At 66.4% G+C, this 25,972-nt stretch carries 24 protein-coding genes and 5 pseudogenes; 13 read left to right on the top strand and 16 right to left on the bottom strand.

The genetic code is table 11. The features are described 5' to 3' along the window. Window positions 1–42: 42 nt before the first annotated feature. The 5 genes and pseudogenes from AQJ84_RS44675 to AQJ84_RS43895 form a co-directional block, all read right to left on the bottom strand. Window positions 43–1,437 (bottom strand): annotated as a pseudogene (locus AQJ84_RS44675) (SAV_2336 N-terminal domain-related protein); the annotation flags it as partial. Continuing rightward, window positions 1,430–2,395: an AAA family ATPase gene (locus tag AQJ84_RS04355; RefSeq protein WP_030042318.1), complete on the bottom strand. Its 966-nt coding sequence runs from the start codon at window positions 2,393–2,395 to the stop codon at window positions 1,430–1,432. The gene AQJ84_RS04355 and the pseudogene AQJ84_RS44675, both read right to left, overlap by 8 nt. Continuing rightward, window positions 2,392–4,437: a vWA-MoxR associated conflict system protein gene (locus AQJ84_RS04360; protein ID WP_030042319.1), complete on the bottom strand. Its 2,046-nt coding sequence runs from the start codon at window positions 4,435–4,437 to the stop codon at window positions 2,392–2,394. Before AQJ84_RS04360 ends, AQJ84_RS04355 begins: the two co-directional genes overlap by 4 nt. Next, window positions 4,434–5,267 (bottom strand): lipase family protein, encoded by an 834-nt coding sequence (locus AQJ84_RS04365; protein WP_310591800.1) that lies wholly within the window; start codon window positions 5,265–5,267, stop codon window positions 4,434–4,436. The genes AQJ84_RS04360 and AQJ84_RS04365 overlap by 4 nt, the downstream gene beginning before the upstream one ends. A gap of 322 nt (window positions 5,268–5,589) precedes the next feature. Further along, window positions 5,590–5,925: pseudogene (locus AQJ84_RS43895) on the bottom strand (transcriptional regulator); the annotation flags it as partial. Window positions 5,926–6,401: 476 nt separating this feature from the next. Between AQJ84_RS43895 and AQJ84_RS04370 the strand changes: the two are divergent. From AQJ84_RS04370 to AQJ84_RS04390, 4 genes are all read left to right on the top strand, one after another. Continuing rightward, on the top strand, window positions 6,402–6,659 hold the full coding sequence (locus AQJ84_RS04370; protein ID WP_030042321.1) for a hypothetical protein: 258 nt from the start codon (window positions 6,402–6,404) through the stop codon (window positions 6,657–6,659). Then, window positions 6,656–7,036, top strand: a complete 381-nt coding sequence (locus AQJ84_RS04375; protein WP_030042322.1) for a PIN domain-containing protein — start codon at window positions 6,656–6,658, stop codon at window positions 7,034–7,036. Before AQJ84_RS04370 ends, AQJ84_RS04375 begins: the two co-directional genes overlap by 4 nt. A gap of 1,149 nt (window positions 7,037–8,185) precedes the next feature. Next, complete coding sequence (locus AQJ84_RS40530) at window positions 8,186–9,226, top strand: TIR domain-containing protein (RefSeq protein ID WP_078632137.1); 1,041 nt, start codon at window positions 8,186–8,188, stop codon at window positions 9,224–9,226. Window positions 9,227–9,229: 3 nt separating this feature from the next. Then, on the top strand, window positions 9,230–9,841 hold the full coding sequence (locus AQJ84_RS04390; protein ID WP_051870076.1) for an NUDIX hydrolase: 612 nt from the start codon (window positions 9,230–9,232) through the stop codon (window positions 9,839–9,841). 233 nt (window positions 9,842–10,074) lie between these two features. On the opposite strand, the gene AQJ84_RS04395 is transcribed toward AQJ84_RS04390, so the two are convergent. Then, window positions 10,075–10,557, bottom strand: coding sequence for a hypothetical protein (locus AQJ84_RS04395; RefSeq protein ID WP_030042326.1), 483 nt, complete (start codon window positions 10,555–10,557; stop codon window positions 10,075–10,077). Window positions 10,558–10,841: 284 nt separating this feature from the next. On the opposite strand from AQJ84_RS04395, the pseudogene AQJ84_RS04400 reads away from it, so the two are divergent. Then, window positions 10,842–11,522: pseudogene (locus AQJ84_RS04400) on the top strand (IS5 family transposase); the annotation flags it as partial. Window positions 11,523–11,554: 32 nt separating this feature from the next. Here the strand turns inward: AQJ84_RS04400 and AQJ84_RS04405 are convergent. Genes AQJ84_RS04405 through AQJ84_RS04415 form a run of 3 tightly spaced genes read right to left on the bottom strand, consistent with a single transcriptional unit; the run spans window position 11,555 to window position 14,320 of the window. Beyond that, the gene (locus tag AQJ84_RS04405; protein ID WP_030042328.1) at window positions 11,555–12,244 is read right to left on the bottom strand and encodes a GntR family transcriptional regulator; all 690 of its coding nucleotides are present in this window, start codon (window positions 12,242–12,244) and stop codon (window positions 11,555–11,557) included. 31 nt (window positions 12,245–12,275) lie between these two features. Beyond that, complete coding sequence (locus AQJ84_RS04410; protein WP_030042329.1) at window positions 12,276–13,001, bottom strand: cysteate racemase; 726 nt, start codon at window positions 12,999–13,001, stop codon at window positions 12,276–12,278. Next, window positions 12,998–14,320 (bottom strand): dicarboxylate/amino acid:cation symporter, encoded by a 1,323-nt coding sequence (locus tag AQJ84_RS04415; protein WP_051870077.1) that lies wholly within the window; start codon window positions 14,318–14,320, stop codon window positions 12,998–13,000. The genes AQJ84_RS04410 and AQJ84_RS04415 overlap by 4 nt, the downstream gene beginning before the upstream one ends. A gap of 108 nt (window positions 14,321–14,428) precedes the next feature. Here AQJ84_RS04415 and AQJ84_RS04420 point away from each other — a divergent pair, with 108 nt between their 5' ends. The 3 genes and pseudogenes from AQJ84_RS04420 to AQJ84_RS45055 form a co-directional block, all read left to right on the top strand. After that, a complete protein-coding gene (locus AQJ84_RS04420; protein ID WP_053193354.1) occupies window positions 14,429–15,847 on the top strand; it encodes an aspartate ammonia-lyase in 1,419 nt (472 codons plus the stop codon). Window positions 15,848–16,087: 240 nt separating this feature from the next. Continuing rightward, a complete protein-coding gene (locus tag AQJ84_RS40535; RefSeq protein WP_225889072.1) occupies window positions 16,088–16,615 on the top strand; it encodes a hypothetical protein in 528 nt (175 codons plus the stop codon). A gap of 316 nt (window positions 16,616–16,931) precedes the next feature. Beyond that, window positions 16,932–17,183: pseudogene (locus AQJ84_RS45055) on the top strand (hypothetical protein); the annotation flags it as partial. Here the strand turns inward: AQJ84_RS45055 and AQJ84_RS40540 are convergent. The 4 genes and pseudogenes from AQJ84_RS40540 to AQJ84_RS42030 form a co-directional block, all read right to left on the bottom strand. Beyond that, a pseudogene (locus AQJ84_RS40540) lies at window positions 17,175–17,666 on the bottom strand (hypothetical protein); the annotation flags it as partial. The pseudogenes AQJ84_RS45055 and AQJ84_RS40540 sit on opposite strands and share 9 nt — an antisense overlap. 403 nt (window positions 17,667–18,069) lie before the next feature. Then, window positions 18,070–18,396: a hypothetical protein gene (locus tag AQJ84_RS04430; protein WP_030042335.1), complete on the bottom strand. Its 327-nt coding sequence runs from the start codon at window positions 18,394–18,396 to the stop codon at window positions 18,070–18,072. Window positions 18,397–18,472: 76 nt separating this feature from the next. After that, entirely contained in the window at window positions 18,473–18,943 is a 471-nt protein-coding gene (locus tag AQJ84_RS42025; RefSeq protein WP_107082862.1) for a transposase, read from the bottom strand. A gap of 21 nt (window positions 18,944–18,964) precedes the next feature. Continuing rightward, window positions 18,965–19,645 (bottom strand): ISAs1 family transposase, encoded by a 681-nt coding sequence (locus AQJ84_RS42030; protein ID WP_157875042.1) that lies wholly within the window; start codon window positions 19,643–19,645, stop codon window positions 18,965–18,967. A gap of 196 nt (window positions 19,646–19,841) precedes the next feature. On the opposite strand from AQJ84_RS42030, the gene AQJ84_RS04445 reads away from it, so the two are divergent. The 4 genes from AQJ84_RS04445 to AQJ84_RS04460 all read left to right on the top strand — a co-directional run bounded on the left by AQJ84_RS04445 (window position 19,842) and on the right by AQJ84_RS04460 (window position 23,229). Beyond that, the gene (locus AQJ84_RS04445) at window positions 19,842–20,576 is read left to right on the top strand and encodes a sulfite exporter TauE/SafE family protein (RefSeq protein WP_030042336.1); all 735 of its coding nucleotides are present in this window, start codon (window positions 19,842–19,844) and stop codon (window positions 20,574–20,576) included. A gap of 266 nt (window positions 20,577–20,842) precedes the next feature. Continuing rightward, window positions 20,843–21,478 carry a hypothetical protein gene (locus tag AQJ84_RS04450; RefSeq protein ID WP_225877326.1) on the top strand — a complete coding sequence of 212 codons (636 nt, stop codon included), beginning with the start codon at window positions 20,843–20,845 and terminating at the stop codon, window positions 21,476–21,478. Beyond that, complete coding sequence (locus AQJ84_RS43905) at window positions 21,475–21,960, top strand: hypothetical protein (RefSeq protein ID WP_225889061.1); 486 nt, start codon at window positions 21,475–21,477, stop codon at window positions 21,958–21,960. Before AQJ84_RS04450 ends, AQJ84_RS43905 begins: the two co-directional genes overlap by 4 nt. 804 nt (window positions 21,961–22,764) lie before the next feature. After that, window positions 22,765–23,229 carry a hypothetical protein gene (locus AQJ84_RS04460; RefSeq protein ID WP_310591801.1) on the top strand — a complete coding sequence of 155 codons (465 nt, stop codon included), beginning with the start codon at window positions 22,765–22,767 and terminating at the stop codon, window positions 23,227–23,229. Here AQJ84_RS04460 and AQJ84_RS45060 read toward each other — a convergent pair. The 3 genes from AQJ84_RS45060 to AQJ84_RS04470 all read right to left on the bottom strand — a co-directional run bounded on the left by AQJ84_RS45060 (window position 23,210) and on the right by AQJ84_RS04470 (window position 25,493). After that, window positions 23,210–23,350: a pentapeptide repeat-containing protein gene (locus AQJ84_RS45060; protein WP_078632139.1), complete on the bottom strand. Its 141-nt coding sequence runs from the start codon at window positions 23,348–23,350 to the stop codon at window positions 23,210–23,212. The genes AQJ84_RS04460 and AQJ84_RS45060 overlap by 20 nt on opposite strands. Window positions 23,351–23,853: 503 nt before the next feature. Beyond that, on the bottom strand, window positions 23,854–24,768 hold the full coding sequence (locus AQJ84_RS42895) for a hypothetical protein (RefSeq protein WP_157875044.1): 915 nt from the start codon (window positions 24,766–24,768) through the stop codon (window positions 23,854–23,856). Between the two features lie 134 nt (window positions 24,769–24,902). Next, window positions 24,903–25,493: a hypothetical protein gene (locus AQJ84_RS04470; RefSeq protein ID WP_157875046.1), complete on the bottom strand. Its 591-nt coding sequence runs from the start codon at window positions 25,491–25,493 to the stop codon at window positions 24,903–24,905. On the opposite strand from AQJ84_RS04470, the gene AQJ84_RS42900 reads away from it, so the two are divergent. Beyond that, window positions 25,492–25,953, top strand: a complete 462-nt coding sequence (locus AQJ84_RS42900; RefSeq protein WP_157875048.1) for a hypothetical protein — start codon at window positions 25,492–25,494, stop codon at window positions 25,951–25,953. The genes AQJ84_RS04470 and AQJ84_RS42900 overlap by 2 nt on opposite strands. The last annotated feature ends 19 nt before the right edge of the window (window positions 25,954–25,972 follow it).

A 25,972-nucleotide genomic window follows, 5' to 3' on the forward strand; every position in this document is an offset into this window, starting at 1 on the left:
GACGGCGGGGACGTTGCGCGGGCTGTAGGACTGGGCCGCAACGTGAGTGTCCAAGGCCTTCAACGTCTGCCACATGTCGTCCGTCGTGAGGCGGGCTCGCAGCCGTTCCGCAGCCGCGGGCAGGAAGGTCATGATCGGGTCGCCTCTTGAGGTGTGGGTGACGGAGAACAACCCGCTCGTCAGCAACTCGGCAATGTCGGTGAGTTGAGCGTCCTGCACGGCCTGCTCCCGCAGAAGGTGAAGCAACGCAACGGTGATTTCGGGCAGGTGCGAGCAGAGGATGGCGAGCCGGACCGCGGGGGCGGCAGCGGTATGCAGGAAGGACTCGGTGAGGGCTGCCGGGTCGGCCTGCTGACCGGTGTGTGCATCGAACGAGGAAAGCCGGCCGGCAGCGGGCACAAGGACCGCGTCACATCCTCGTGGATCCGCGTCCATCAGCATGCCGGCCCATGTGCCCAGGGAGCGCGGGGTGCATGAGGCGACGGGCAAAGCCTGCCAGGGCCCGAGGGCAGCGGGCGGGCCGTTGCCGGACCGGGTATTCAGACGGGCCGGGAGATGAAACTGCAGCATGGCGTTGGTCGCGCCCGCTCGAGGCGCGGTCGTACGTACGGCAGGCAGGTTGAGTGCGGAGCGGCGCCACAGGCGTTGCGGCAATGGGTTCACGAGAACGACAGGAGCGTCGTGGCCCCAGGCGGCGAGGAGCTGCCAGGGCTGTGGTCGGCGCCAACCACGGGCGGCGCAGTCGGAGATCACGAAGATCAGTCGTCTTCCCCGCTCCGTGCCGCCGTGGCTGGCTGCACGCCGGGGCGGCACGGTCCGGTCACGATGGTCCTGCAAAATGGGTTCGGCGTCCTGCCACCGCACATACCAGGTGTGCACGTCCCGGAATGCCCCCAAGCCGCCCAGCAGAGTGGTCAGGGTCTGGGTGGTGTCTTTCCATACGGCCATGGAGAGCGAGGTGTCGGCAACTACGACCACGTCGAACCAGCGCTCCGGCGCAGGGGAGTACACGGGTAGCAACAGGCCTTCGTGGACGTATTGTTCGACGGTGGCATCGATGTCCAGCCGTTGGCGACCGCGTCGCCATGGGCGCCGTAGTGGCTGCAACGAACGGGCGACAGCCAGCGACCTGGGCACGGCGTCGGCGCGGCTCAGAGAGAGCGTGGTCCCCTTGACCAGAGCGGGTCCGCCCTGTGCGTGGACAGGCACCAGTGCTCGGGCAGCGTCTTGCGGTGAAGCCGGTGATGTGTCAAGGCCCTGGTTCTTCCCGGCTGCTGCTGAGAGACGGGTGGCCGATAGGGCGGGAGACTCCGACAGGTCTTCGTCTGCCGCCCGGGCGGCGGCGAGCCAAACCGCATCGGCGAGGATCCGCGTGTCTGTGCCTGCGGGGACGGTTTTGCACAAGGCGCGGAGGAGCCGGTTGAGGGCGTCAGACATCGGAGAGCTCACGCAGCAGTAGCTCGCGCAGGCTGTCGCGCTGCTCCCCTTGAGGTACCCGGCCGCCAGCCAGCAAGGCCACGGCGTTGAGCAACTGGTCAACGGCCAGGAGTTCGCCGTGCGCTACCCGCTCGGCGAACTCCTGGATCAACTCCAGGGAGTCGTCGGAGGCGGGGCCCAAATGGGCCCGGACGATGCTGTGCAGCACTTCCGCGGAGAGCGGAGGCATGGTGTAGCGGATGCAGCGGCGCAGGAAGGCCGGGGAGAAATCGCGCTCGCCGTTGCTGGTGAAGACGATGAAGGGGAACTGGGAGCACTGGATGTGCCCGTACTCGACAAGACGCTGCTCGGTGCTGCCCCATTCACGGATGCTGACGCTTGAGTGCTGATAGCGGACCAGCTCCGGAATCTCGAACTCGCCGCGCTCGAGGACGTCGAGGAGATCGCTGGGCAGGTCGAGGTCGCTCTTGTCGATCTCATCGATGAGCAGCGCTCGGGGTCGCTCCCAGGGAAGCAGCGCGGTACCCAGCGGCCCCAGCTGCAGGAAGGGGCCGATGTCGTCGTGTGCGCCCTCGTGGATGTCCCGGGTGTCCAGCGTCCAGGCTCGGTGGCGAACGGAGGCAGCGAGGGTCTGAGCGTGGATGCGGCCGAGGGCGTCATAACGGTATAGCCCGTCGGACAGGGTGCTGCGGGAGGTGATGTGCCAGCGCAGCACCGTGCCGAGCCCCAGCTCGTGCGCCACCTGCTCGATCACAGTGGACTTCCCCGACCCGGCCGGTCCCGTCAGCATGAGCGGACGGCGCAGGTGCAGCGCCACGTTGACCGCATCGACCAGACCGGACGGCGGCTGGTACTCCCGCTGCTGCGGAGTACGTGGGAAGGTCCGCCAGGGCGGGGGTGCGGACAGCATGATCCCCCGATGGTTCCCGTCACCGTGGTAGTAGGGAGTCCAGGTCACTGCTCCTCCTCAAGAGCGGCCACGGTCCGGTTCTCAAACGGACGGCAGAAGTCCAGCCATGTGGTGTCGTGCCATACAGCACGGACGTCTCCCAGGCACAGGGCACAGTCCTGATGAGGCTCCGAACGCTGCCGGTAGGCATGGGCAAGTCCGTCAGGCAGCGTGTGCCACTGCTGTCGGACGAGGTCTCTGAAATGATTGCCGTCCGGGCGGGTCTCCGCGCGGGGCCACAGGACGATGGGCACGTACGGCAGCAACAGTTCCAGCACTTCGCGCAGGTCCCCTGGGTGGTGGTCGACGCCCATCGCGGTGGCACAGCCACCGCGGGCGAGCTTGTCCTCCAGACCGGCTCGGTCATGGAGAGTACTGGGGGCTATCCAGTCGACCGGTTCGGTGCCGGAGGCGGTTGGGGCACCGAGGATCCTGCGTGCGGCGTCGTTGATCTCGGCATTGTCCTCGCCCGGGTCCATCCTGCCGCTCCACCGTGTGACCACGGTGTGCTGAGCCCCGAGCAGGAAGCGGCCGATCCGTTCTTCCTCGGGGTGCCACCGCGCTAGGAGGTGGGCCGGTGCGGCCACGTCCACGTTCACCAGGTCTTCCGAGGCCGGAAGAAGGCCGCCGGCCCATGTCAGGGCCTGCCCGATGGCCTTGGCCACACCCGCTCGGCCGGCTGGTTCGCACCGGAACCGGTGGTGTTGCGGCAGTCCTGGTTCGCGTACCAGCCAGGCATCCACCTCTTCCGGCCAGTCGGTCCATGCCCCGGCCAGACTGATGACCAGTCGCACCTGGTCCCGCTGCTTGCGTGCAGAGTATTCCTTGAGGGCGTCGTTGAAGTCGGTCACCACACGATGGCGCAATAGCCACTCCAGCAGTCGCTCGTCCTCCCGGTCGTGTTCCGTCTGGTGAACAACAGCGGCGACCAAGCGGGCCACCGATTGCCAAGGGCCGCAGCCCGGCCGCGGGTGCAGAGCGGCGTACTCCAGCAGATCCCGCAGCGGGGCCGTACCCGCCGCCTCCAAGGGGAGCGTGGCCTGCCGGCCAGCGGTCCGGAGCAGGTCCCCCGTCAGTACACCGGAGAGAGTCCTGCTCAGGAGATCGGCCAGTCGTGTGCATTCAAGAAGCGTCGCCACGAGGTCGCTGACACGAAAACGCCAGTGCCTATGAGTCTCGTCCTCTGCATGACCGGTGTGCAGGAAGTCGTGCAGTTCGATCAGAGCAGCCTGCGTCAGACGTTCTGGCAGGCGCCCCCGATCTCGCCACAGGGCGACGGCTTCCGCTAGTTTCCTCCGGCCCAGCGGCCCCACGATCTCGTCAGCGACGCTCGTTACACAAGGATTGCGGGCGAGCCAGAAGCCCTCCAGCGCGAAGGGGTCGTTGTCATACTCGTTCCAGCCGACGACTTGGCCTTGGATACGATCCCGCAGTGCCGTGGCGAAGACGCGGTCCACGTAGAGCATGCTTCCCGCCTCGGCGAGCCCCGTTCTCAGCAGATGCGTGACGGTGGTGCTCAACCGCATGTCCCGCGCCTCCTCGTCGGCAGCGGCGGCGGTGAGCACGGCCAGCCGGGCCCGACCCGCCCGCACCCCGCCGGCGAGCCGACCGGCGTCAGGGACCGCGCCCGCTGCGCGACAGGTGTCGACCAGGGCGATCACCCCCTCCACACCGGGCTGGTCGGCTGCCGAGGCGAGCAAGTGTCCCACCGGGACTGCCGAAGCAGTGCTGCCGGTCGTGGAGTCAGCCACCATGTAGTGCAGGTCAGTCTGTTGAGGAGCCGTGAATCCGTGTCCGAGCAGGGCGATCACGAGTACGGCGTTGTCCACGCCAGCCAGCCGCACGGCCTCGCGCAAGGCGCTCTCCACGTCCTCGGGTTTGAGGTCGTCGCCTATCAGCAGGGACGGGAAGGCGCCGCCCCGTTCGTGGCAACCTCCGACCGCCGGATCGGTCAGGACGCCATGCAGGTCCTGCGCTGCCTGCTCCAGCCGTGACAACGGTCCAGCGGCCTTGCACTGGGCTGCCACAACCAGGACATGGCGTGTCGTCACCGCTTCAGCGCCTCGACGAGCGGTCCGGCGACGGCTGGCTGGCGCAGGTACTTCGTCGCCGTGTGCACCCACACTCCGTCGGAGTCCACCCGGTCCGTCCTGGGCACTACTTGGCTGCTATTCGGCAACATCCAGCGGTGCAGCCGTGGACGGCACACCACGAGGTCGTCCCGGTCCCAGAAGTTCAGCCACCGTACGACCGGCTCGGGCGTACACACGGGCTGCGGGCGGACCCGTTCCAGGACCGCGGCTCCCGTCGCAAGGGGTGAACCGAGTGTCACCAGCAGATCAACCGTCCCGGGGTACTCGTGCAGCGCCTCGAACGCCACGACCGTGCCCAGCGAATGCGCGACCACCACCAAGGGGCGATGTGGATCCACGCCCTGGAGCACACGTTCCCGGACCCGTGCGTCCAAGGATCTTCCGTCCGCGTCAACCTCGCCTCGGTCCAGGTACCGCCCCACCTGTGCCAGTTGTCCCGCCAGAGGCCAGCCGCTCGCCCACTGGGCGGCCCGCCGCAACCCGGGAACGTTCAGAAGGGTCGTCAGTGCCCTGACGAGCACGCGCAACGGTTCCCCCGCGCCCTGGGACTCCCCGCCCGCCCCGGGCAACTGATACGCGGCGTCCTCCACCACCTGCAGTGCCAGCCGGTCTCCCCGTGCGAGGGCCTGCGCGCGGATTTCCTCGATCAGCTGTCGGATCAGAGCGTCCAGGAAAAATACTTGCCCCTCAAGGCTCCCGTCCGAGCCCTGTCCCTCGGGGGTGAAGAAGAGGCTGCTGTAGTCGGCGAACCGGGTCTCCGCCAGCCACTGGCACGTCAGCGCGGACACTAGATCTGAGTGACCCGCCCTACGGGCTCCTTCGGCCAGCGACTCCAGCCAGGTGCGCCGTTCCGCCCGCGCATCCCGCACGCCCCCAACACCGTGCACGAACACCAGTTGAGTTCCGCTCGAACCACTCACCCAGCCCCCCGTACCGTCCCGCGCGCCTCGAACATGCAGCTGCAGGACAAGCACTACCAGACACACCGGACACGTGCGGGAAAACACAGAACTCGGCGCCGCCCAGGCCACTTCGGCCGCAGCACCCGTGCCGACGAACAAAGGAACTCGTTCGGAGGCACCCCCAAAAGCTGGACAACAGTCCCGCAGTCAGATACCAGCGGCAGTCGCAGTCGACGGTCAGGGCGTCGACCATCAGCACTTCTGGATCCTTGGCGGCGGACACCCGGTAGGGCATGCGCCTCGCCGGGGTGCTCGCTGCGTCCTCGACGCTTTGGACCGAACGGGCGATCGGCCGGTCCATTTCCAGATCCACGGCGAATGAGCGGGGGCCCATGCCACCGCCGCAACCCTGGCCCGTGAAATAGACGGTGCCCTTCACCGGCGCGGCCCATCCCACGACGCGGACCCGCAGCGCCTCCAGGACGACTGCCGCGTCCGTCCGCCCCTGCACGGAGATTTCCACGAGCGTCTGGCCGCCGTGTACGCGCCTTGTGAACAACGACCGCGACACCATCTACCTGTAGAAGCCCTCCGGGAACCAGGCAGACGTGCACTCTCACACCAAGAACGGATCCGACCCCGACGACGGCGGCGACATCCGCTACCACGACTGAGCCGTATCGCAGCAGGCGCCGGGCTGCGCGGCCGCTGGCCCGTACGAGCTTCTGTCTCCGCAACCGCCCTAAGGCTGCCCACGGCAACGGGAAAGAAGGGCCGTGCTGAACATAGAGCCCGCCGTCCCTTCTCGCCCTCCCGTCGGGCGAGAAGGGACGGCGCGGCCCCGCCTAGTGACAGCACACGGGCGGGGCCAAGGGGCGGGGGCCTCCACGGGGGGTTGGAGGATCACCGCCGTCACAGCATGGCACCGGATTCGGCCACAACAGGGTGGTGACTGAAATCAGCCCCATAGCGGGTACGGGTACGTACCCGTATCCTTGAGGGATGGGAAGGAGCACGACCATGTCCGATGCCAACGTCCGTATCCCCGAGGAAGCCAAGGACCGGCTGGCCGCCATAGCTGCCGCTGAGGGTCTGTCGCTGCGCGCGTATCTCGCGCGTCTCGCTGAGACGCTGCTGACTCCGGCCGAGCGTGCCGAGCGGGCGGAGAAGGCACTGGCCGCGCTGAAGGAGTGGAACGGCTACGCGCCGACCGCTGCTGAGGAGCAGGACCTGGACAGCGAGCTGGACCGGCGCCTGGCCCAGGTGACCAGCCGGTGAGCGATGCTGTGCACATCGTCCTGGACGACACCGCGATGGCCGCAGCCGGCCAGGGCAACGTCCTTGCTTCCCGTCTGATCCACCGTGCCCATGCCGAGTCGGGCTGGTTCCTGTACGCCCCGACGTGCGCGTTAGTGGAAGCCGATCGCGCCCGCCCTGGCACGGCCGAGCACCTGGCTTCCCTACCTGGCATCACCGTCCTCGATCTGGACCTGGCCACCGCCCTGGCCGTCGCGCGGCAGGAGACCTGGGCCACGGCGCACAGCCAGTACGCGGCGCAGCCCACCCCAAACCGTCCCGACGGCGCGATCATCGCCACCACGGCCCCGCACCGGTGGGCAGGTGAGCCGGTCCGCGTACTGGACCTCACACCCTGAAAGCAGCAGCAACCTACCCGCAGCCCCGCCATCCGGCGGGGCTGCGCATGTGTCACCGGGGGACGTGCAGGCGATCGCGGCGGGTGGTGACCAGCGTCCGCCACCGCTGGCGGGTGGGCTGCTGTCCGTCGAGCTCCGCCCTCGCATCGACCGCCTCTTGGTATGGGCGGGGCGGCATCAGGCGGCACGTCACCGCGACTGCGGAATTCAATGTATAAAGCGACCCCGAGGCAGCACGCCGCGTCCTCGTCAAATCGGACGTGCCGACGACCCTGGTGCCCATCGACCTGACACACCGTGCCTGGGTGGACGTCCGCTGGCTCAAGATCTCGCAGCTTCCGGCCCCGCCGGGGGCCCCCTGTTTTCCGTCTCCGCCCCATACCGCACTCATTCCCAGCGGGAACTCGGCGTGGACGGCCTCGTCCTGCATGATGCGGTCGGGCCCGGCACCCTGAAGCATGGGGTTCGATCTACAGAAGTCGTTCTCCAAACAGCCTGCGTGGCCCGGACCACTTCCCGGGCTCGCTCGCGTGCCACGAAGGGTCGGGGGCTCAGTCAGGCGTCTGCCGATGGGCCACCTTCGCCCAGTGCCGGCAGGTCAGCGCTACACCAGCCGTCAGCCACGCCACGCCCAACCACGGGTAGACCGCGGCTTCCTCGCGGCGTTCGCCGCGCTGTCCGACCCAGCCTCGCCTACTACGACACCAAGTATCGCCCGGGGCAAGCACCACACCCAGGCCATCTGCCTCGCCCCAACGCCAAGCCGACGTGCTCTTCGCGATGCTCCGCGACAGCACCTTCTACCAACCACCAACCCCGAGCACCCCTTGACCAAGGTCATAGGGGCACCCCCCGAGGCCCGCGCCCATCTCGGCGTGTGCCCGCTGCTTTCCCTGGTCGAGGCACTACTCGCCAGCCGGAAGCGCCACTCGGTAAACCGCGCGCTGAAAGTATCCGGCTGCTGACGGGTGAGAAAGATCCATGTCCGCGTAGCGGTCTGGGCAGGTCACCGCAGCCAGACCGGAAGCGCATCCTCCAGGCAAACTTTTCGCCCGGTTCGCATGATCCGGACTTCTGGGTGTGAGACTCTCCAGGTGGTGTGGGGTCTCGGCAGGGCTGAGCGGGGGGTGGTCCGGCGTGGTGACTTCTATGCCGCGGATCTTCATCGGGTCCTCAGGCGAGGCCAAAGACATCGCCCACGCCCTTCATACTGCATTAAAGAAGGCAGCCTCGCCGACTGTCTGGTACAGGGCCTTTCCTCCGTCCAAGACAGTGATTGAGCGGTTGGATGAGATTGCGCACTCGGAAACTGACGGCGCGGTCCTGGTCTTGACCGCCGACGACTGGCGTAGCCGCGGCGGTGACAAGAAGTTGAGTCCGCGTGACAATGTCATCTTCGAGTTAGGCCTGTTCATTGGTGCGGTCGGAAGGGATCGTACCTTCGGTCTGCGATGCCAGCACTGTGCCGACCGGATGACTCTTCCCGAAGATCTTCTCGGGGTCACCTGGGTGAATTACCAAGACCCTCGCTGTGGCGGTGCGACTCCGTCGGTGAATTTCGTGGATCACATGGAGCAGCTTGTCAATGCCGTCCGGCCTGCAGCAGAGAAGATCCTGGCAGGCCTAGATGCGGCAAAATTTTCCCCGGTGCGGGCGCCAGGTCTTCCGGACCTCGTTAAGTCCTACCCCTATAGGGGCATGGTGACGCGATCTGTCTGGAATGAGGTGCTGGAGAACGCGAGCCGGCATGTGTGGCTCTATGGAATGGCCGAGCACGGTTATGCCGAGGACGACGCGGTGCCCGAGCTGCTGGCGAGCGCTGCGGCAAGGGGTTGCGACATCCGCGTCCTCCTGCTCGATCCTGATCACAGCGGAACCCTCATGGTCGACCGGGAAGAGGGGAATCCCTCCGGGACCATCGCACCCAGGATCAGGGCATCGCTGGCCCGATTTCAGGCCATGGCTGAGGCCTGTGGCGGGAAAATGAAGGTCCATGTCTACGACGGGCCTCCGACGGTCAGCATCGTACGCGGCGACGACCGCATCCTGATCACGCCGTATGTGCGCTACATCGCGGGTGCCAACACACCCACCTTCGAACTGGAAAGTGCGGAAAAAAATGGCATGTTCGTTCGCTACGCTCGGCATTTCACGAAAGTGTGGGACGGGTCCAGGCCGTGGAAGGAGTAAAAGATGTTCGCTTTGAAACGCCGGTCACGTAAGCAGGGCGCAGCAGCCAGCATGCAGGACGCGGAACTGCTCGACACCGAGGTGATCACGAAGAGTCCCAAGCGGTTCGTCCGCGAAAAACTACGCATGCCGGACAGAAAGGAAATCGACTGGTACTACATCGATACGCCCGGCAGCGTCATGATCGTGCCCATCACTAAAGACGGCGACGTCGTACTTATCCGCCAATACCGTCACAATCTCAAGAAGTACACCCTGGAGATTCCAGCAGGGGCGATCGTGCAAGGGGAGAGCCCTAAGGACGCCGCGCTGCGCGAACTTTGGGAGGAAACCGGGTTCGAACTGTCGCCGGGTACCCCTTTGATCGATTTGGGCAGTTACTTCGTCATGCCCTCAGAAACCAACAGGAACGCCCACCTGTTTCTGGCACCTTCAGTTCTCAAGGGCACTGAAAAACCGCCCGGCGACACGGAGATCGAGAAGTACTTCGACATGTCGGTGCACTCCATGCCACTGGCTGATGCGGTTGCCGACATCGGACGACGCATCCACGGGATCGAAACCGCTGCTGCCCTCCTCATGGCGGCCAACGCCGTGGCCCGCGACTCGAGCTGAGAAGCATCTCCGGCGACTCACACAACGGCGTGTGGGAAGCTGCACCCCCACCAGCAAGGCTCGCTGGCCAATGTCCTCCGCACAGTTGCGGAGGAAGATCCCCCAGCCTCTGGCCCTGCACGGCTGCCTCGCACTGACCAACTGCGGCATGCTGTCCGTGCCGTGTCTCGTCGGCCGATCAGAGCTTGAACACGCCCTGATTGACCCATCCGGCACCAGGCGCTCAACAAGCCTCATGACCTGTCGCGCCTACGACGTGCTGAGCAGATAGTCTCAGTCCAGGTCGCCTTGAGGTCCCGGCAGACAATGGTGAGTGTGCTGTCCCAGCAGGCGATCTCGTGGCTGCAGCCGTCCCTGTGCGGCAGGATCTCGTCGAGAACCACAGTCCCGAGGTCCGTTCCACGGTCCTCGTCTGCGGGATCGATGATGAAGCTGGACACCCCTGCGTAGCGGATCAGCAGGTCTCGCTCGTGCTTCCAGCAGTTGTGCTGGAACTCGACCGCCATCTCCTCACCGCCGGCGCCCCGGACGGCCCGAAGCGTCAGGTCCTTCACACATCGCCTGCTGAGGAAGTCGTAGTGGTCAGTGTCAGTGGCGAAAGCCCGGGCGCCCGGCGGCAGATCACCGGAGATCGAGGGCAGGTGGCTCAGGTAGCCAGCCGGGTCCAAGACCCCCGACAGGTCGCCGACCTGAGCATCGAGATTGACGTACTGCATCGGCCTTCGCCCCCGTTCATGGCTTCCTGAACGAAGCCACATTGCCACCTTCGATGTCCAGGCCGTCGACGAAGTGCACCATCTGGGCCCAGGTCGTGACTTCATCGAGTCCCGCCTGGTGATGGCGGGCTGATCGCAGTGCGGGCAGTTACGGACGGCGGTAGGGGGAAGGGCCTGCCCCTAACGCACGCCCCGGTACACCCAACACCCCCGCACACGCCCTGCTCAGGCTGGCCGCCACCGCATACCCAGGCATCATGCAACCCTCACAGCCGTACCCCAGCTACGTCGACCGCACCGGCATCCCCTGGCGCTACCTGCCCCACGACTTCCCGCCCCACCAGACCGTCTACGGCTACTTCGCCCACTGGGAAGCCGACAACATCTTCGACCAACTCGCCGTCCTCTTACGCGGCAAAGTCCGCCAGGCCGAAGGCCGCACCAGCGAGCCCAGCGCCTGCCTGATCGACAGCCAGAGCATCAAAACCTCCGCCACCGTCCACCCGACCAGCCAAGGCATCGACCCTGCCAAGAAAATCATCGGCCGCAAACGGCACATCGTCACCGACACGCTCGGCCTCCTGCTGGCCGTCGCCGTCACCGCCGCCAGCGTCCACGACTCCGCTGCCGCCACCCGACTCCTGACTCAAGTCCGCGCGCGCCACCCCACCATCACCAAAGCCTGGGCCGACAACGGCTACAAGACCAAAGCCGTCGAACACGCCGCCGAGATCGGCATCGACCTCGAAATCGTCCAGCGCGATCCCGCCGTCCGCGGCTTCCGCGTCCAACCCCGCCGCTGGGTCATCGAACGCACCCTCGGCTGGCTCATACACAACCGCCGCCTGGCCCGCGACTACGAAACCCACCCCCACCGCTCAGCCGTCATGATCCAAATCGCCGCCATCAACCTCATGACCCGCCGCCTCACTCATGAAGCCACCCCGAACTGGCGCGACAGCTAACCAAATGAAACGGACAAGCAAGAACCAAACGCTCACTGAGCGGTGGTCGCCTCCGCGAACTGGTTGGTGTCGAAGAGTTCGTTGATGTGTCCGCCGAGTTCGGACCAGTGGTGTCCGGAGAGTTCGGCGGCGGCGCGGGCGTCGCCGCCGGCGCAGACGGCGATGAGTTCGTCGTGGTGGTCGATGGTGTTGCGGCCGCCGAGCAGGGTGGAGAACTTGCGGTAGAGGATGCGGTGGATTTGCGGGTGGAGCTGCTCGACGATCCGGCTGAGCACGGGGTTGTCCGAGGCGGCGATGGGGACGGCGTGGAAGCGGTCGTCGGCGGAGAGTGCTGCGGTGGTGTCGTTGGCGGCGACGGCCTGTTCGAAGTCGCGGTTTGCCTCGCGCATGCGCTCCAGATCCTGCTCGGTCATGACCGGAACCGCTGTCTCGATGGCGAGCTGGTCGAGGGAGCGCAGGACGGCGAGGGTCTTCTCGACGTCGCGGCGGTTGAGTGTGGTGATACGGGTGTAGACACCGGGCTTGGCCTCGACCAGACCGATGTCGGCGAGCCGGGCGAGCGCCTCCCGCACCGGGGTGCGGCTGAGTCCGAGGCGCTCGGCGAGCTCACCGTCTTTGACCTTCTCGCCGGGGACGAGTTCGCCACGCACGATGGAGTCGCGCAGCCGATGGAAAACCTCGTCACTGAGGAGACGGCGAGAGACTGGCTGGTCGAGTGACATATTGCGTACAGTACATCGCCCTTTTCTCTTCCTATGCGGCCGTGTTCTCGGCCGTGGCCCGGCGGACCAGTGCCTGAGCGAGGACGAGTGCCGGGTCGACGAGGGGGACGTCGACGGCGTCGGCGGGCAGGCCGAGGGGGATCTCGGTACAGCCGGCGACGACCGCCTGCGCGCCCTGTTCGGTGAGGCGTCGGGCGGCGCGGGTCAAGAGCGCGGTCGTCGTGTCGTCGTAGGTGCCCGCCTTGACCGCGTGGATGGCGGTCATGACCTCGTGGTCCTGATTGCCGGCGTCGGGGAGCACGAGCCGAATGCCGAAGCGGTCCAGCCACTCCTGGTACAGGCCGGCGCGCACGGTGCCGGTGGTGGCGAGCAGTCCGGCGGTGCGGATGCGGGGGCTCAGGGTGGTGAGGTGTCGGGCGACCTCTCCGATCATGTGGACGATGGGCAGGCCGATGTGGTCGGCGATGCGCGGGACGAAGGCGTGGGCGGTGTTGCAGGGGATGGCGATGACGGTGGCGCCGGCCTCGCGCAGGACGCGGCTGCCGTCGAGAAGCCAGGGGGTGGGGTCGGGCCCGTCGCCCAGCAGGGCCTCGGTGCGGTCGGGGATGGTGGGGTCGGACCAGATGACCGTACGGAGATGGTCCTGGTCGCTGGTGCCGGGGGTGGTGGCGACGAGCTTGGCGTAGAAGTCGGCGGTGGCCGCCGGGCCCATGCCGCCGAGGATGCCGATGATCTCCGTACGGGTGGACGTGGTCACTGTGCGGGTTCCTTCTGGAGAGGCACGGCCTCGGGCTCAGCCGAGGCGCGGGGGTGTTCGCGGCTTGCGTGTTTGGCCTCGCGTCGCTTCTCGGAGCTGTCGACGACCGCGGCGGCGAGGGAGTTGCCGATGACGTTCACGCCGGTGCGGGCCATGTCGACGATGAAGTCGACGCCGAGGAGCAGGGCGATGCCTTCGGCAGGCAGCCCGATGGAGTTGCCCGCCGCGATGAGGACGACGATGGAGGCGGAGGCGACTCCGGCCATGCCCTTGGAGAGGATCACCAGCACGCCGACCATGAGCAGGAGGGCGGGCAGGGAGGTGTCGGCGCCGTAGGCGTTGGCGAGGAAGACCAGGGCGGCGGCCTGGTAGAGGACGGAGCCGTCGGTGTTGAAGGAGTAGCCGAGGGGGACGACGAAGGAGGTGGTGGAGCGGCTGAGGCCGAAGTCCTCCAACTTGCCCATCAGGGGCGCCAGTACGGACTCGGAGCTGCGGGTGACGAAGGCGATCCCGGCCAGCCCGGCGATGGACTTGAGCAGTTCGACGTAGCGGATGCGGTAGATCGCGGCGATGAGCGGGAAGAGCACACCGACGACGATGGCCAGGCCCGCGTAGACCACGGCGATGAAGCCCAGCAGGCTGCGCAGATTGCCGAAGCCGTAGTAGGCGACGTCGTATGAGATGAAGCCGAGCACGCCGAGCGGTGCGATCCGGATGACGTAACCGACGACCTTGAACATCACAGCGGCGACGGACTCCAGGACGGCGGCGAAGGGTTCGGACTTCTCCCCGATCGCGGCCATGGCGACGCCCACGAGGAGGGCGAAGACGATCGCGCCGAGCAGGTTGCCCTCGCCGAACGCGGCGAAGATGTTCTTCGGTACGGCGTGCAGGACCAGTTCGTGGAAGTCGATGCCCTGGCTCAGACCGTCCAACTCTTTGGCGTCGGCTCCGTGGACGGGCGCGCCCTTGCCGATCCCCGTGAGCTTGGCCAGCCCCACCGCGATCAGCAGGACGACGGTGGTGACGAGCTCGAAGTAGAGGATGGCCTTGCCGGCGATCCGGCCGACCTTCTTGACCGACTCCATCCGGGCGATGCCCAGCACGATGAGCGGGAAGACCAGGGGCAGGACGACAACCTGCACCAGGTTCAGGAACACGTCCCCGAGGATCTTCATCTGCTCACCCGCCGAGGGGGCGAGGGAACCGATCAGGGCGCCGAGGCCCACGGCGATGACCGACTGGACGCCGATCGGCATCCGGAGACATCGCCGCCAAAGGGCCGGTGTGCTGGTGGGACGGGCATGAGCGGTGTCCATGAGACCTCCTGGCATATGCAATATATTGCGTTCTGCATGTTGGTCGGCAACACTGAGGCCGGAGGCGGTGGCCTGTCAAGGGGCCCGCAGCAGAGCGAGGAGCAGCAGATGGCCGTACGCATCGAGCACGACCTGGTCGGAGACAAGGAGGTCCCCGCCGACGCCTACTACGGCGTGCACACCGTGCGGGCCGTGGAGAACTTCGCGATCACCGGGTCGACCATCGCCCAGTTCCCCGACCTGATCACCGCACTGGCCGCCGTCAAGCAGGCCGCCGCGCAGGCCAACCGCGACCTCGACCTCCTGTCCCCGGACATCGCCGCAGCGATCATCGGCGTATGCGAGGAGATCCGCGCGGGACGGCTGGTGGACCAGTTCGTCGTCGACCCCGTCCAGGGCGGGGCCGGCACCTCGACGAACATGAACACCAACGAGGTCATCGCCAACCGGGCCCTGGAGCTCCTGGGCCGCCCCCGTGGCTCCTACGACGTGATCCACCCCCTCGACCACGTCAACCTCGGCCAGAGCACCAACGACGTCTACCCCACCGCCGTACGCCTGGCCCTGGTCACCTCACTGCACCGGCTCGGCCATTCACTGGGGGCACTGGCCACGGCCTTCACCGAGAAGGCGGCCGAGTTCAGTGGCGTCCTGAAGATGGGCCGCACCCAGCTCCAGGACGCCGTGCCCATGACGCTGGGTCAGGAATTCACCACCTACGCCGTCATGATCGAGGAAGACCGGCAGCGCCTCACCGAGGCCGCGGCGCTGCTGCTGGAGTCCAACCTCGGCGGCACGGCGATCGGCACCGGCATCAACGGCCACCCCCGCTACGCCGAGCTCGCCTGCGCGTATCTCGCCGAGATCAGTGGCGAAAGCGTCCGGCCCGCGGGCGACTTCATCGAGGCGACCCAGGACTGCGGTGCGTTCGTCCAGCTCTCCGGCGTCCTCAAGCGGGTCGCCGTGAAGCTCTCCAAGACCTGCAACGACCTGCGGTTGACCTCGTCCGGCCCCACCGCCGGGCTCGGCGAGATCAACCTGCCGCCGGTGCAGGCCGGTTCGTCGATCATGCCCGGCAAGGTCAACCCGGTGATCCCCGAGGTCGTCAACCAGGTCGCCTTCGAAGTCATCGGCAACGACCTCACCGTCACCCTGGCCGCCGAGGCCGGACAGCTCCAGCTCAACGCCTTCGAACCCGTCATCGCCTACAGCCTGCTGCGCTCCCTGACCCACCTGCGCGCGGCCTGCGACACCCTGGCCACCCGCTGCGTCCCCGGCATCACCGCCAACCGCGAGCACCTCCACGACAGCGTCCACCGCTCCATCGGCCTGGTCACCGCACTCGCCCCGCACATCGGCTACGCCGCCTCCACCACCCTCGCCCGCCAGGCCCTGACCACCGGTCGCACCATCAAGGACCTCGCCGCCGAGGGCGGCCTGCTCACCACCGACCAGCTGGACACGATCCTGCGACCCGAGAACCTCACCCAGCCCTTCGGCGGCCCCTCGGCGGCAGCCACTCCGTAAACGCCGACTCGGACGCGCCCAGCAATTCGACGCGGTGGACCATCTGCGCCACGGCTGCGATGTCCCCGTCGCCCGTCTGCAAGCCGCCTGGGCAGATCTGGTACGACGCATGGTCCCGGCCGACACCGATCCGGAACCGCGGCCGGCACCAGGCCCTTGACCTGCGCCGCCCACAGCAGCATTCGGTGTTTCGGGGACCCTATGCAGGGGCGCAGGCTCAGAGTCACAGCGGTGTCGGCGATGGTCGTACTGGCCCTGACCGGCTTCTCGTCAGGCCGTGGCCAAGGAAACAGCAGCCAGGACAGCAGTGACGGGGGCGGTTGCAGCAGCTCCAGCCAGGACCACGGCGGTTCGACGCCGGGCGGCAGCGACCCGCTCGGCAGTTCGTCCTCGCCGAGCAGTGAATCGTACGACTCCGGGACGAGTACCAATGACAGCGGCGGCAGTTCACAGCCCACACCCACGGCGTCCTCCTCCAGCAGTACCGCCCAGCCCCTAAGGGACGGCACCGCCGTGCTCGTGCAATGCGCAAGCACGGAGGAGCCGTACGCGACCATCGAGATAAGGAATCCGAACGGACGCGACGCCCTCTTCACCGTGAAAGTCAACTTCAAGGACAAGCACGGCAACCCCTTGCTCGACACTGGCGATCAGGTGTCGGTACCCGCGAAGGACAAAACAACTTACCGGGTGGCCGTTGCAAGTGCGGGGCGCGTGGGCTTGATCGGGCGGTGTGAGGTCGATCCCAGAGCTGCTGCCGTCCGGTGACGAGCGGGCAGGCCCAATCCCGGCAAAAGATGACCGAAACCGGTTACCAGACGAGCCGGCCGACCCGCACGAGAGCCAGCAGCACGGTCATGACCCGGTTCCTCGCCCCGCACCGCAGGTGAGTGGTCAGGCCAGTCCAGTGCCTGGGTGCCCGATTTGCCGGGGCGGTGCCGGGAGTTGCCGGCCGAGTCGTACTCGTACGTGTGTTCGCGGGTGGCGCAGTCGCCCTTGGTGGTGGTGCCGGTCAGGGTGTGCTTCTGGGTGGTGCTGGAGTAGTAGTAGGTGGTCTTGGTGTCGCCGGCGGACTTGTGGACGTCTGACCCTGGGCGGGGGCGGCACCGACAACAAGAACCTCTATGTCGCCAATGACTTCGAAGCCGGCACCGGCCGCCTGACCCGCAGCTTTGTCACGGACCAGACGCACGGCTACATGCTCCAGGACCTCAACTACACCTACGACCAGGCCGGCAACGTCACAGCCATCAGCGACCCGGCCCTCCTGGGCGGCACCAGTTCGGCCGAGACCCAGTGCTTCGCCTACGACGGCCACCGCCGCCTCATCGTCGCTGTAGTGGCAGGCGGCGCCGCTATAGGAATAGGAGTGCTCGAGGGCCTCGTTGTCGGCAGCCGGGTCGGAGACGGTGACGGTCAGCACCCGGTACTTCTGGAACCAGTCGATGGAGGCTTCCGTGGCGCCGTTGATGTTCCAGAACTGCGGGTAGCAGAAACGGGTGTTGGTGTCCGGCGCGGCGTCGATGACCTGGCTGCGCACGCATTCCTCACCGGACAGCGTTACCTCGGCAATCGCACCGGTCTCCGAGGTGATCGTGGAGATCCGAGGCCGGGTCAGGGGCAGGATGTTGTCCGTGGCGTCGACACGGTTGGACCGCATCTGGTAGGTGAACGAGATCAGATCCATGGCGATGGCGGTGCCCGCCTTGGCCGTGCGTTTGATCGACTTCAGGGTCAGCACCTGGTCAGAGTTGTCGCCGATGTCCCCGCCGTCCAGGTACTGCTCGGTGAAGTCCCAGGAGTCCACCGCGTCGTACGCAGCGCGGCCTTCTTCTCCCGGGCAACCTGCTCCCGCCTTCCTCACACCGGGGCCGTCGAACTCCGCAACCTTGCTAACCCGGGACTTGGGCACGTCCGGGCGGCCCAGACCGCCGGACTCCGCAGCTTGCCCACCTGTGCCACGCCCAGCGGCACGACCAGGGCCAGGGCCAGCGACTGCACCAGCAGCCGGCCCCCGCGCCATCCGGATCGTCTGGCACCTCTCCATACAGAGGTGCCCCTGCTCATGGTCATCGTGTTGCCCCCGATTGTGTTGACTGCAGGACCCGAAGAACTGGCCGTAGAGCCGAAAGAGCGGATCGCCACGACCCGAAGAGCAGGTCGAAGTGGAAGCCGAATAGGCGGGGGCGGCCGCTCTGCGTGCCGCCCCCACTCCCGTCGGATCAGTCGCCGACGGTGTCGTCCACCTGGTCCGAGCCGGCCATCGCGCCCGCCCGCAGCCGGACCTCAGCGACCCGCCCCGGCAGGTAGTACTGCATGCCGTCGTGGTGCTCCGTGACGACCTTGACCTCTTTGAACTTCGTGGCCCGGCGAGTGGGCAAGAACACGAGCCCGGCGCCGGTGACCTCCGGGGTGAAGAGGCCAGCGGTCGCGGCGGCGACTCCGTCGGCTGTGGCCACCCGGCCGGTGCGGCTGCTGAAGGTGTCCAGGTGGCGGCGCGCGCTGTCGAGCTGGCTACACACCCGCTCGGCACGGTCGGGGGAACACATCGGGTGGGGCTTCTGCAAGCTCTGAACAGGGTGAAGGAGGATCGGCCGTCGCTTGAGGGGCAGGGCTGCTGCGTTCTCACGTGGTGAGATCGAGCATGGCGGTGGCGTACTCGGGATGAGACCTGTAGTGATCGATTGCGGCGGAGATGTTGGTCCAGCCGGCTTGCCGCATCAGGCCGATGGCCAGGTTGCGCATGGTGGCCATGGCACGCGGTGCGGTGCCGGTACGTATCCGCGAGGCGTCCTCACCGTAGGTCACGTCCCTGACATGGTGCAGGGCCTCAACTGACCAGTGGTTCTGGATCAGTTCGGCGAGCTGGGAAGGGTTGGCCTGGTCCGGGGTCAGGCTGGTGATGGCGTAGACGGTCTTCGTCTGGACCTTTCTGGTCTTGCGGTTGGCGCGGCGGCGCTTGATCTCGATGGCCTGGACGGCGTGGGGAAGAGCAGGCCGGGTTGGACGGTGCAGACCTTCAGGCGGCGGACCTCGCGGCGGCCGTGGCCGGTGGCCGTGGTGCGGTTTTTGTAGCGGGATCTCGTGCCAGGGCAGCGTCTTGAGTTGCTTGCGGAGCTATTTCTGGTTGCCCTTGACGACCAGGAGGTAGTGGCCCTGGGCTGCGATGACACGGCTAGCGTGGGCGCGCTGGGTGTGCAGGGCATCGGCGGTGACGACGACGCCGCGCAGGTCGATGCGCTCCAGCAGTGGGGCGAAGGCGGGGATCTCGTTGCTCTTTGTCTGGATCTGGCGCTGGGAGATGACCGTCTGCGAGGTATGGAGGGTGGCTGCGAGCAGGTGGACGGCCTTGCCGGTGTTGGTGCGTGAGCCGCGCACGGCTTTGCCGTCGACGGCGAGGCCGCGCAGGGGGTCGCCGGGTTCGTGAACGGGGTCGGTGGCGTATCGGCCGAGCCAGGCGCCGATGGCGTCGTCCAGGGCGTTGCCGTCCAGGCGGGCCAGTAGCCGCCCCAGGGTGGTGGTGTTCGGCGTGGTGGAGGTGAATCTGAGGCATTCGCGCAGCTCAGGACTGCTGTCGGTGGCGAATCGTGCAGTGGCGGTCACCGACTTGGCACCGCCGAGAACGGCAACGAGGCACAGCGCGAGCAGCGAGCCGATCCGGTAGCGGCGGCCGCGGACCCGGCGTGGGTCGGGCACCTCGTCCAGTACCTGGGCCAATGTGCGCAGGTCAGCAGGCGAGCATGGGAGGTCGACGTCCTCGCGGTGGCATGCGAGGACGTCGATCAGGGAAGATGGCACGCGAACGCGACCCCTGTTCATGATTTATGGCTTCGAGAGCCTTGATCATCAGGGGTCGCGTCTCGTCATTTCCAGCCGGGTAAACCGACTGACTACCACTATTCCCGGGTGAATCACTCATCACGCCGACCGAGAACGCATCAGCCCTGGCGTGGAGCACAGTGGAAATCATCCCGGTTAACCAGAGGAGTCTTCCGTGGAGGGTGCTGGGGCAGCAGAGTTGCTACTGGGAGTCATAGTGGTGCTGGGCGCATCCGTGCAGTGGCTCACCGGAATGGGATTCGCGCTGGTCGCTGTACCCGCGCTCGTTTTAGTACTCGGGCCCGCCCAGGGCGTGGTGCTCGCGAATTGTGCGGCCGGCGTCATAAGCATCGTCGGACTTACCACGGGCTGGAGACAGGTGAGGCTCGGCGCAATGATTCCCCTGGTCATCGCGTCCGCGTGCACCGTCCCGATGGGCTCCTGGGTGGCGGCCCGACTACCCGAACCCACACTGCTGGCTGGCGTCGGCATTCTGGTGACGGCCGCCGTGATATTTGTGATGCGAGGCTTGCGCATATCTGCCCTGAGCGGAACCAAGGGAGCAGTCACTGCCGGCGCGGTCGGCGGATTCATGAATTCTGCGGCCGGTGTGGGCGGGCCGCCGTATTCCTTATATGCGGTGAACGCAGGCTGGCCGGTGCGAGAATTTGTTCCCAACGCACAATTTTATGGAATTACGGTTAACGTGTTCTCGGTTGCCGCGAACGGCGCGCCGCAGCTGAGCGGTACGGCGTGGACGGTGGCCACGGCCGCCCTGGCAACGGGCGCGCTCATCGGCAGGGCACTCGCGCCGAGGGTTCCTGAGCAGTGGATCCGGCGACTCATCTTCGCCCTGGCGCTTGTCGGCGGCCTTTCCGTCCTGATCAAGGGCCTATGGGGGATGCTATGAGCTCCGTCGCTCGATCTCACCACGTGAGAACGCATCAGCCCTGGCTTGAGGGGCCGAGCCCGTGCGGCTGGCTGATAATTGAACGCGGTTGCGTCCGAGGCCTGTGCGACGCTCGCGTCACGCTGCAGAAAACTGTCCTAGGTTTCTTATCAGCCATTCCTGGGCGGCCTATTGGCTAATTCCATACCTTTCTTGGATCGTTCCTCAAATCATGCTCAGAGGTTTGATCATCTTCTTGTTGTGCCGGTCCACCGGAAAGGTGTCACATGGGCATCGGCACACGGCGCGCTTCGACCAGCGCTGCCACTGCTCTGCTTGTACTCTTCGCGGCCATGGGGACGGCGACTGCCGCCGGCAAGGTGCCTTCGAGCGACCCGTCAGAGTTCGAGAACCAGACGACGGACATCAACGATAGACAGGGCTGGGAAGATGAAGCCGAGCAGTCGGTGGACGATCGGGGAGTGCTCCGGTGTGACGGGCCATCGACTTGGATCAAGATCACGTCGAAAAAGACCTACCACGTTCCTTCATGGTGGAACGGCACCAAGTACAAGGACGGCCCCGGCGGCAAGATGACCGTCGAGGTCACCAAGAACGGCACCATCAGCGGTGAAATCACCGTGGGCGCCGAGGCGGAGCTCAGCGGCGTGATTGCCAAGGCGAAAGCTACCGTGAGTACCAAGATCGCGGCGAGTGTAGGAGTCACGGTCGGCCACAGGTACAGCCACGATGTCACCAGGAACAAATACGGCCACCTGCAGTACGGCTCATGGGGTTACAAAGTCTCGTGGGAGAAATACCGGTCTAGCGGCAGCGGCTGCGACGGTGTCAAGGTCGGCAGCGGCAAAGCCACCCTGCCCACCAAGGAGACCGGCTGGAAGTACTGGGAGACTGCCTCATGACCTCGTTGCCCTCCAGGGCCTTCCTCACCGCCTGCGCCGTCACAACGTCCGCGCTCCTGCTCGCCTCCTGCACCTCGGACAGCACAGACGCTAAAGCGTCACCGTCCCACACCCCCACAGCGACGGCGACCGCCAAATCCACTGCCGCGTCAGAGAAGAAGCTCACCGAGCAGGTCGAGGCGGCTCTCGCCGGCTTTCACAACGGGAGCATGGTGGAGTCCGGCGTAGAACGTGTCAGCGAGGGCATCCACACCGAACCCCTGCTGAAGAAGGGCGAAACCTACCGCCTCAACCTCGCTTGCGCAGGCACCGGCAGCGCCCAGTTGCTGCTGACCCCGGCAAGCGCCGGCGACAAGGCCACCGTGCCGTGCGACGGCTCCGTAGTTCAACAGCGCCTCACCGCCGACAAGCCCGTCCGTATCGACGTCAATGGCAATGCCACAGCCACCGGCATGATCGCCTGGCAGATCGATAAAGTTTGACACCGTACGTGCTGGGTCTTTTCGCCAGACGGCGAGTGCATTGGAATGCAGGACGGCGACCGCGGCAACTGCCACCACCGCACGGCATTCTCCGTTGGCGCCCACCCAAGGCTCTGCCACCGCTGCCGGTCGAGGAACGTCTCGCGGGAGCCGAACAGGGCGCGGCGGCGGGCGTAGTCGATGAGCGTCGAGGCCCTCGGCCGGGCGGTGATCACGTGCAGAACGTCGGAGCAGTCGCCGCAGCCGCCCAGGTCGGTCAGGAAGTTCGACAGGGTGTGTCGGCGAACCTGGGTCCGAGCAGGCGCGCAGCGGCATCGATGGCGGTGGTACTGCCGACCAGCAGGCAGCGAGGAGTTGGTCGGCGCGGCGGGCCACTGGGCGGCCCGCTTGGGTAGCGGGGCTCCAGCCGCAGAGTCCAGTCCGCCCACAGGGCGGCCGGAGATAGTGCCGGTACACGAGGTGCTTGACCTGCGTATGCGGATCGCTCTTCCAGACCGTCCGCCTCCCGTAGCTCGTCGACTCTCCGCATGGTCCCTCCCCTGGTCCCACACTGATCGAGAACACCCAGCGTGACCGCTACGGGACTTGTTGTCTACAACACCAAGTCGGCCAAGCATCAGCCCGGAATTACCCGCGCCCTCATGTGCGTCGCTTGCCCCCAACGGCGTGAGCGCGTCGATCGCCTGGAGGGTCAACGCCCGAGGTCGCACGATGAGTTGAGAGGGAAGGTGGGGTTTCGTGCGTGGTGACAGGCGGCAGATTCAGACGGCGGTTCTGGGCGGTGCGGACTCAGAGGATCCGCTGATGCTGCCGCTGGAGGCGATCGAGCTGGACGCCTTCCGTCGCCGTCACGAGCACGACACGTTCTGGTGCGGGCTGCTGCTGGGAGGCTGCGGCCTGCAGCTGACCACCAAGCTGTACACCGACCGGGTCTGCCACTTCGCCCACCACCCGGGCCCCGACGGGCACCCCCACCTGTGTGGCCGACGCGCCCGCGGGGTCAGCAGCGCCGACCACCTGTATGTGAAGTCGGCGGCCGCCGCCTGGCTCCGTGACCAGGACCGGCATGCCGACATCGAGTTCACCCAGCCGGACGGAATGCCGATCGGCTCGGTGGTGGACATTCGGTTCCCCCGCGGCGGGCTGCGCGTGCACTTGGAGCGTCACGGTCACATTGCTGGAACGCAGGACCGACGGCTCACCCGACGGACTGCCAATCCACACGTCTTGTCGATTGCTCACCGCTTGACTAAAGGTCAGCACCACTGAGGTCCGGTCCAGTGAAATCCGCGAAGCGCAAGTCCGCTTCAGCCAGATCCGGCGCTCTGCGCTCTTTGCGCCAGAAGCGGGCAACATTCGTCGTGCGCAGATCGGCATCGTGCAGGTCCAATAATGCAGTTGCCGTCCCTACTCGGGTCTCTCATCGTCAGGACCTCGAGAGCAGCGGTGACATCTGCCGGTGGACCTGCTGGCCGGTAGACACCGTTGCCTTGTCTGACAGGGGGCCATGCACCCGGACGAATGCACTGAGCACACGAACACAGTGGATTGGTCACGGGAATAGTCAGCGGCGATGCCATGCGGGGAAGTCACACTGACCACTGCCTACTGTGTCCACAACATCCGGCGCTTGCGCTCCCGCTCCGCTGCTGCCGCGGTCGAGGGTCTGGCGGTGACGGTGGAGGCATTGGGTCGAACGGTGGAGGGAGACTGGGTGGTTGAGTACCCAAGTCCCCCTCTGCACTTCCAACGACCTTCACCACAACTTCAGCCACACAGTAACTGGAAAGTTCCTATCAAGACTCTCGCCGTGCACGGCGAGAGTCTTGATCTGTCAATCGGTTGTGGGTTCCCCTGGAGGAGTGTGGCAGTTGAGCGGGCGGTCCAGGATCACTATGTGTCGCGCCGGGGCCATTCACGCGCATCGGCTTGCCGCATCAGATTCTCGGCGGTGGCGGGGTCGGCGAGGAACGGGTGCACACGTCGGACGTATTCGGCCTGCCCCTGGAGCGATTTCCGCAACTGGTTCAGGTTCCGGGCGCTATAGGAGACCCCGCCACGCTTCTCCACCACACCGGCAGCGATGGCCAGCGACTCGATGTCCACAATCAGAGTAACGGTTTCCGTTTGCATTTCGACGGTGCAGTCCACACTTCCCTCCGAGCCATCGATTCGGAACCGGTACTCGACTCCAGCGCCTTTATAGCTGGAGCTCGGCAGGATCAGGTCTCTCTCCTGGGGACCAGTGAGTTTCAGGTCGTCTGCCATGTCGGCACAGGCCTCACGGACCTCGTCGAAGAAGTTCACTTTTCGTCGAACCATGGACGTTCCTGCTCTCGCTCTCCTTGTTTGGCCTAAGAACGGACTCTGTTCCTCCGGCAGCCCGAAACCCAGGCTGCGCCGCACGGCCTGGGCCAGGTCGGGCGTCAGGGGGCCGCTGCCCGTCAGGGTGATATCCACGGGGGAGACCTCGTGCGCCCGCGGGTGCTTGGCCCGCAGCGTGTGCACCACCGTCTTGCCTTGGCGGGCGAAGTCGTCAGTCTGGCAGGCGGCAGCGTCGGGCTGCCTGCCGCAGAAGTCGAGCCAGTGCCATTTCTCGTGAACATCCCCGAGCCCGCTCGCCTCTAGCTGCTGCCCAAACTGCCGGACAATCGCTGCTGCTGAAAGTGGACGAAGCCAACCTGTTGATCGCTCGTTCGACGGTGTTGCGCTTCTTGTACCGCAGTCCGCCCCCTGCCCACCTGTCACAACGAGGGACAACGGGCGGCAGCGACCGTCGGCACTCAGGTGGAGCTTGCTGGTGCCCACCGTGCGAGTGGCCCAGTCCCTCATCTCCGCACCGGCCGAGCAGACTCGGCCAGGGCGTTTGGCCCTGATGGCTGGTCCCGCAGATCGCCGACGAGCTGGACTCTCCGTCGCATGGGCGCGTCGGCCGAGTACGGCTACTTGATGACGATATTGAAGTGCGCAGATCCGTTGTCGTCCTCGAACTGCAGGGTGCCTGAGGTGTCTGGGACCTGCAGCACTTCGGTCGCCTTGATGTGTTCGCCGGGGCGCGGCTCGGGCGTGCTGGAGAACGGGTCGTAGGGGATCAGCTCGGGATCGGTCGGGCCAGCTACGAAGACGGGACTGTCGGCCTCCCCATTGCTGCCGGTCCAGCGTGGGCTCTCCAGCCAGTAGGTGCCCCACTCGCCGGATGTACCGAGGTACTTGACCTGCATGCTGTAGATCACCCACTGCGTCCCGGCATCGGCCTTCGATGTGCCGATAGCGGTTGTCTTGTCGACGGCTAGCAGCGTGATCTCGGCGGGTCCGTCCTCGGTCGTGACGGTGACCTTCTGTCCCTTCTTCAGTTCGGTCGACCCCTCCCTCTCGCTCGGCGTCTGCGGAGGTGAGGTCGTGGAGGGCGCCACGCCCTCCATCCCCGTCAGCCTCGGCGTCGGGGCCGTCTCTTCGTCGCCCTGCCCGCAGGCACCAGAACCACCGACGATGAGAGCGGTCACAGCGGCGATGCTCGCGATCCTGTACTTCATGACGACCTTCTTCGCGGGTCGCCCCCCTGCGCGTTGCGTCCATCATGCATCCGGCTCCTCGCGGCCGCTTCTCATCGGCTGGGATCTGGCGCAGGTGCTCCAGGGCGTTTTGGCGGGACCTGACGACAGCCCGGTAGACCTCGGAGCGGGAGAGGATCTCATCGGCTGCGGGGGAGTCGAGCCAGGACTGCAGGACGGCCGCCGGGTCGGTGTGCCGGCCGAGTTCGTCATCGTTGAGCAGCCGCAGCACACCGTCGTCTCCTTCAGCGGCCGAGATGGCCGCCGCCGCGTTGAGGAACCAGTCGGGGCCTTCGACCTTCTCGGCGATCCAGGCCAGCTCGGCGGGGTGCAGCACATGGAGGACGTCGGTCACGGCCGCGTAAACCCGGCGATGCTCCGAGTAGCGTTCCAGGAGCCGGGCTGGACGGTCGTGGTTGGGGTCGACGCAAGTCCTAACTGAACTGTGTCGGACGGGTGAG

It is taken from the genome of Streptomyces resistomycificus (assembly GCF_001514265.1).
Classification (GTDB): domain Bacteria; phylum Actinomycetota; class Actinomycetes; order Streptomycetales; family Streptomycetaceae; genus Streptomyces; species Streptomyces resistomycificus.

Coding starts and splice junctions, on each gene's coding strand:
- AQJ84_RS04450 (WP_225877326.1), top strand. CDS start 20,843: ATGGGCATCGGCACACGGCGCGCTTCGACCAGCGCTGCCACTGCTCTG.
- AQJ84_RS04405 (WP_030042328.1), bottom strand. CDS start 12,244: ATGTCACTCGACCAGCCAGTCTCTCGCCGTCTCCTCAGTGACGAGGTT.
- AQJ84_RS04420 (WP_053193354.1), top strand. CDS start 14,429: ATGGCCGTACGCATCGAGCACGACCTGGTCGGAGACAAGGAGGTCCCC.
- AQJ84_RS04390 (WP_051870076.1), top strand. CDS start 9,230: ATGTTCGCTTTGAAACGCCGGTCACGTAAGCAGGGCGCAGCAGCCAGC.
- AQJ84_RS40535 (WP_225889072.1), top strand. CDS start 16,088: ATGGTCGTACTGGCCCTGACCGGCTTCTCGTCAGGCCGTGGCCAAGGA.
- AQJ84_RS04370 (WP_030042321.1), top strand. CDS start 6,402: ATGTCCGATGCCAACGTCCGTATCCCCGAGGAAGCCAAGGACCGGCTG.
- AQJ84_RS04460 (WP_310591801.1), top strand. CDS start 22,765: ATGCTGCCGCTGGAGGCGATCGAGCTGGACGCCTTCCGTCGCCGTCAC.
- AQJ84_RS40530 (WP_078632137.1), top strand. CDS start 8,186: ATGCCGCGGATCTTCATCGGGTCCTCAGGCGAGGCCAAAGACATCGCC.
- AQJ84_RS04415 (WP_051870077.1), bottom strand. CDS start 14,320: ATGGACACCGCTCATGCCCGTCCCACCAGCACACCGGCCCTTTGGCGG.
- AQJ84_RS43905 (WP_225889061.1), top strand. CDS start 21,475: ATGACCTCGTTGCCCTCCAGGGCCTTCCTCACCGCCTGCGCCGTCACA.
- AQJ84_RS04395 (WP_030042326.1), bottom strand. CDS start 10,557: ATGCAGTACGTCAATCTCGATGCTCAGGTCGGCGACCTGTCGGGGGTC.
- AQJ84_RS42900 (WP_157875048.1), top strand. CDS start 25,492: ATGACGACCTTCTTCGCGGGTCGCCCCCCTGCGCGTTGCGTCCATCAT.
- AQJ84_RS04470 (WP_157875046.1), bottom strand. CDS start 25,493: ATGAAGTACAGGATCGCGAGCATCGCCGCTGTGACCGCTCTCATCGTC.
- AQJ84_RS04430 (WP_030042335.1), bottom strand. CDS start 18,396: ATGTGTTCCCCCGACCGTGCCGAGCGGGTGTGTAGCCAGCTCGACAGC.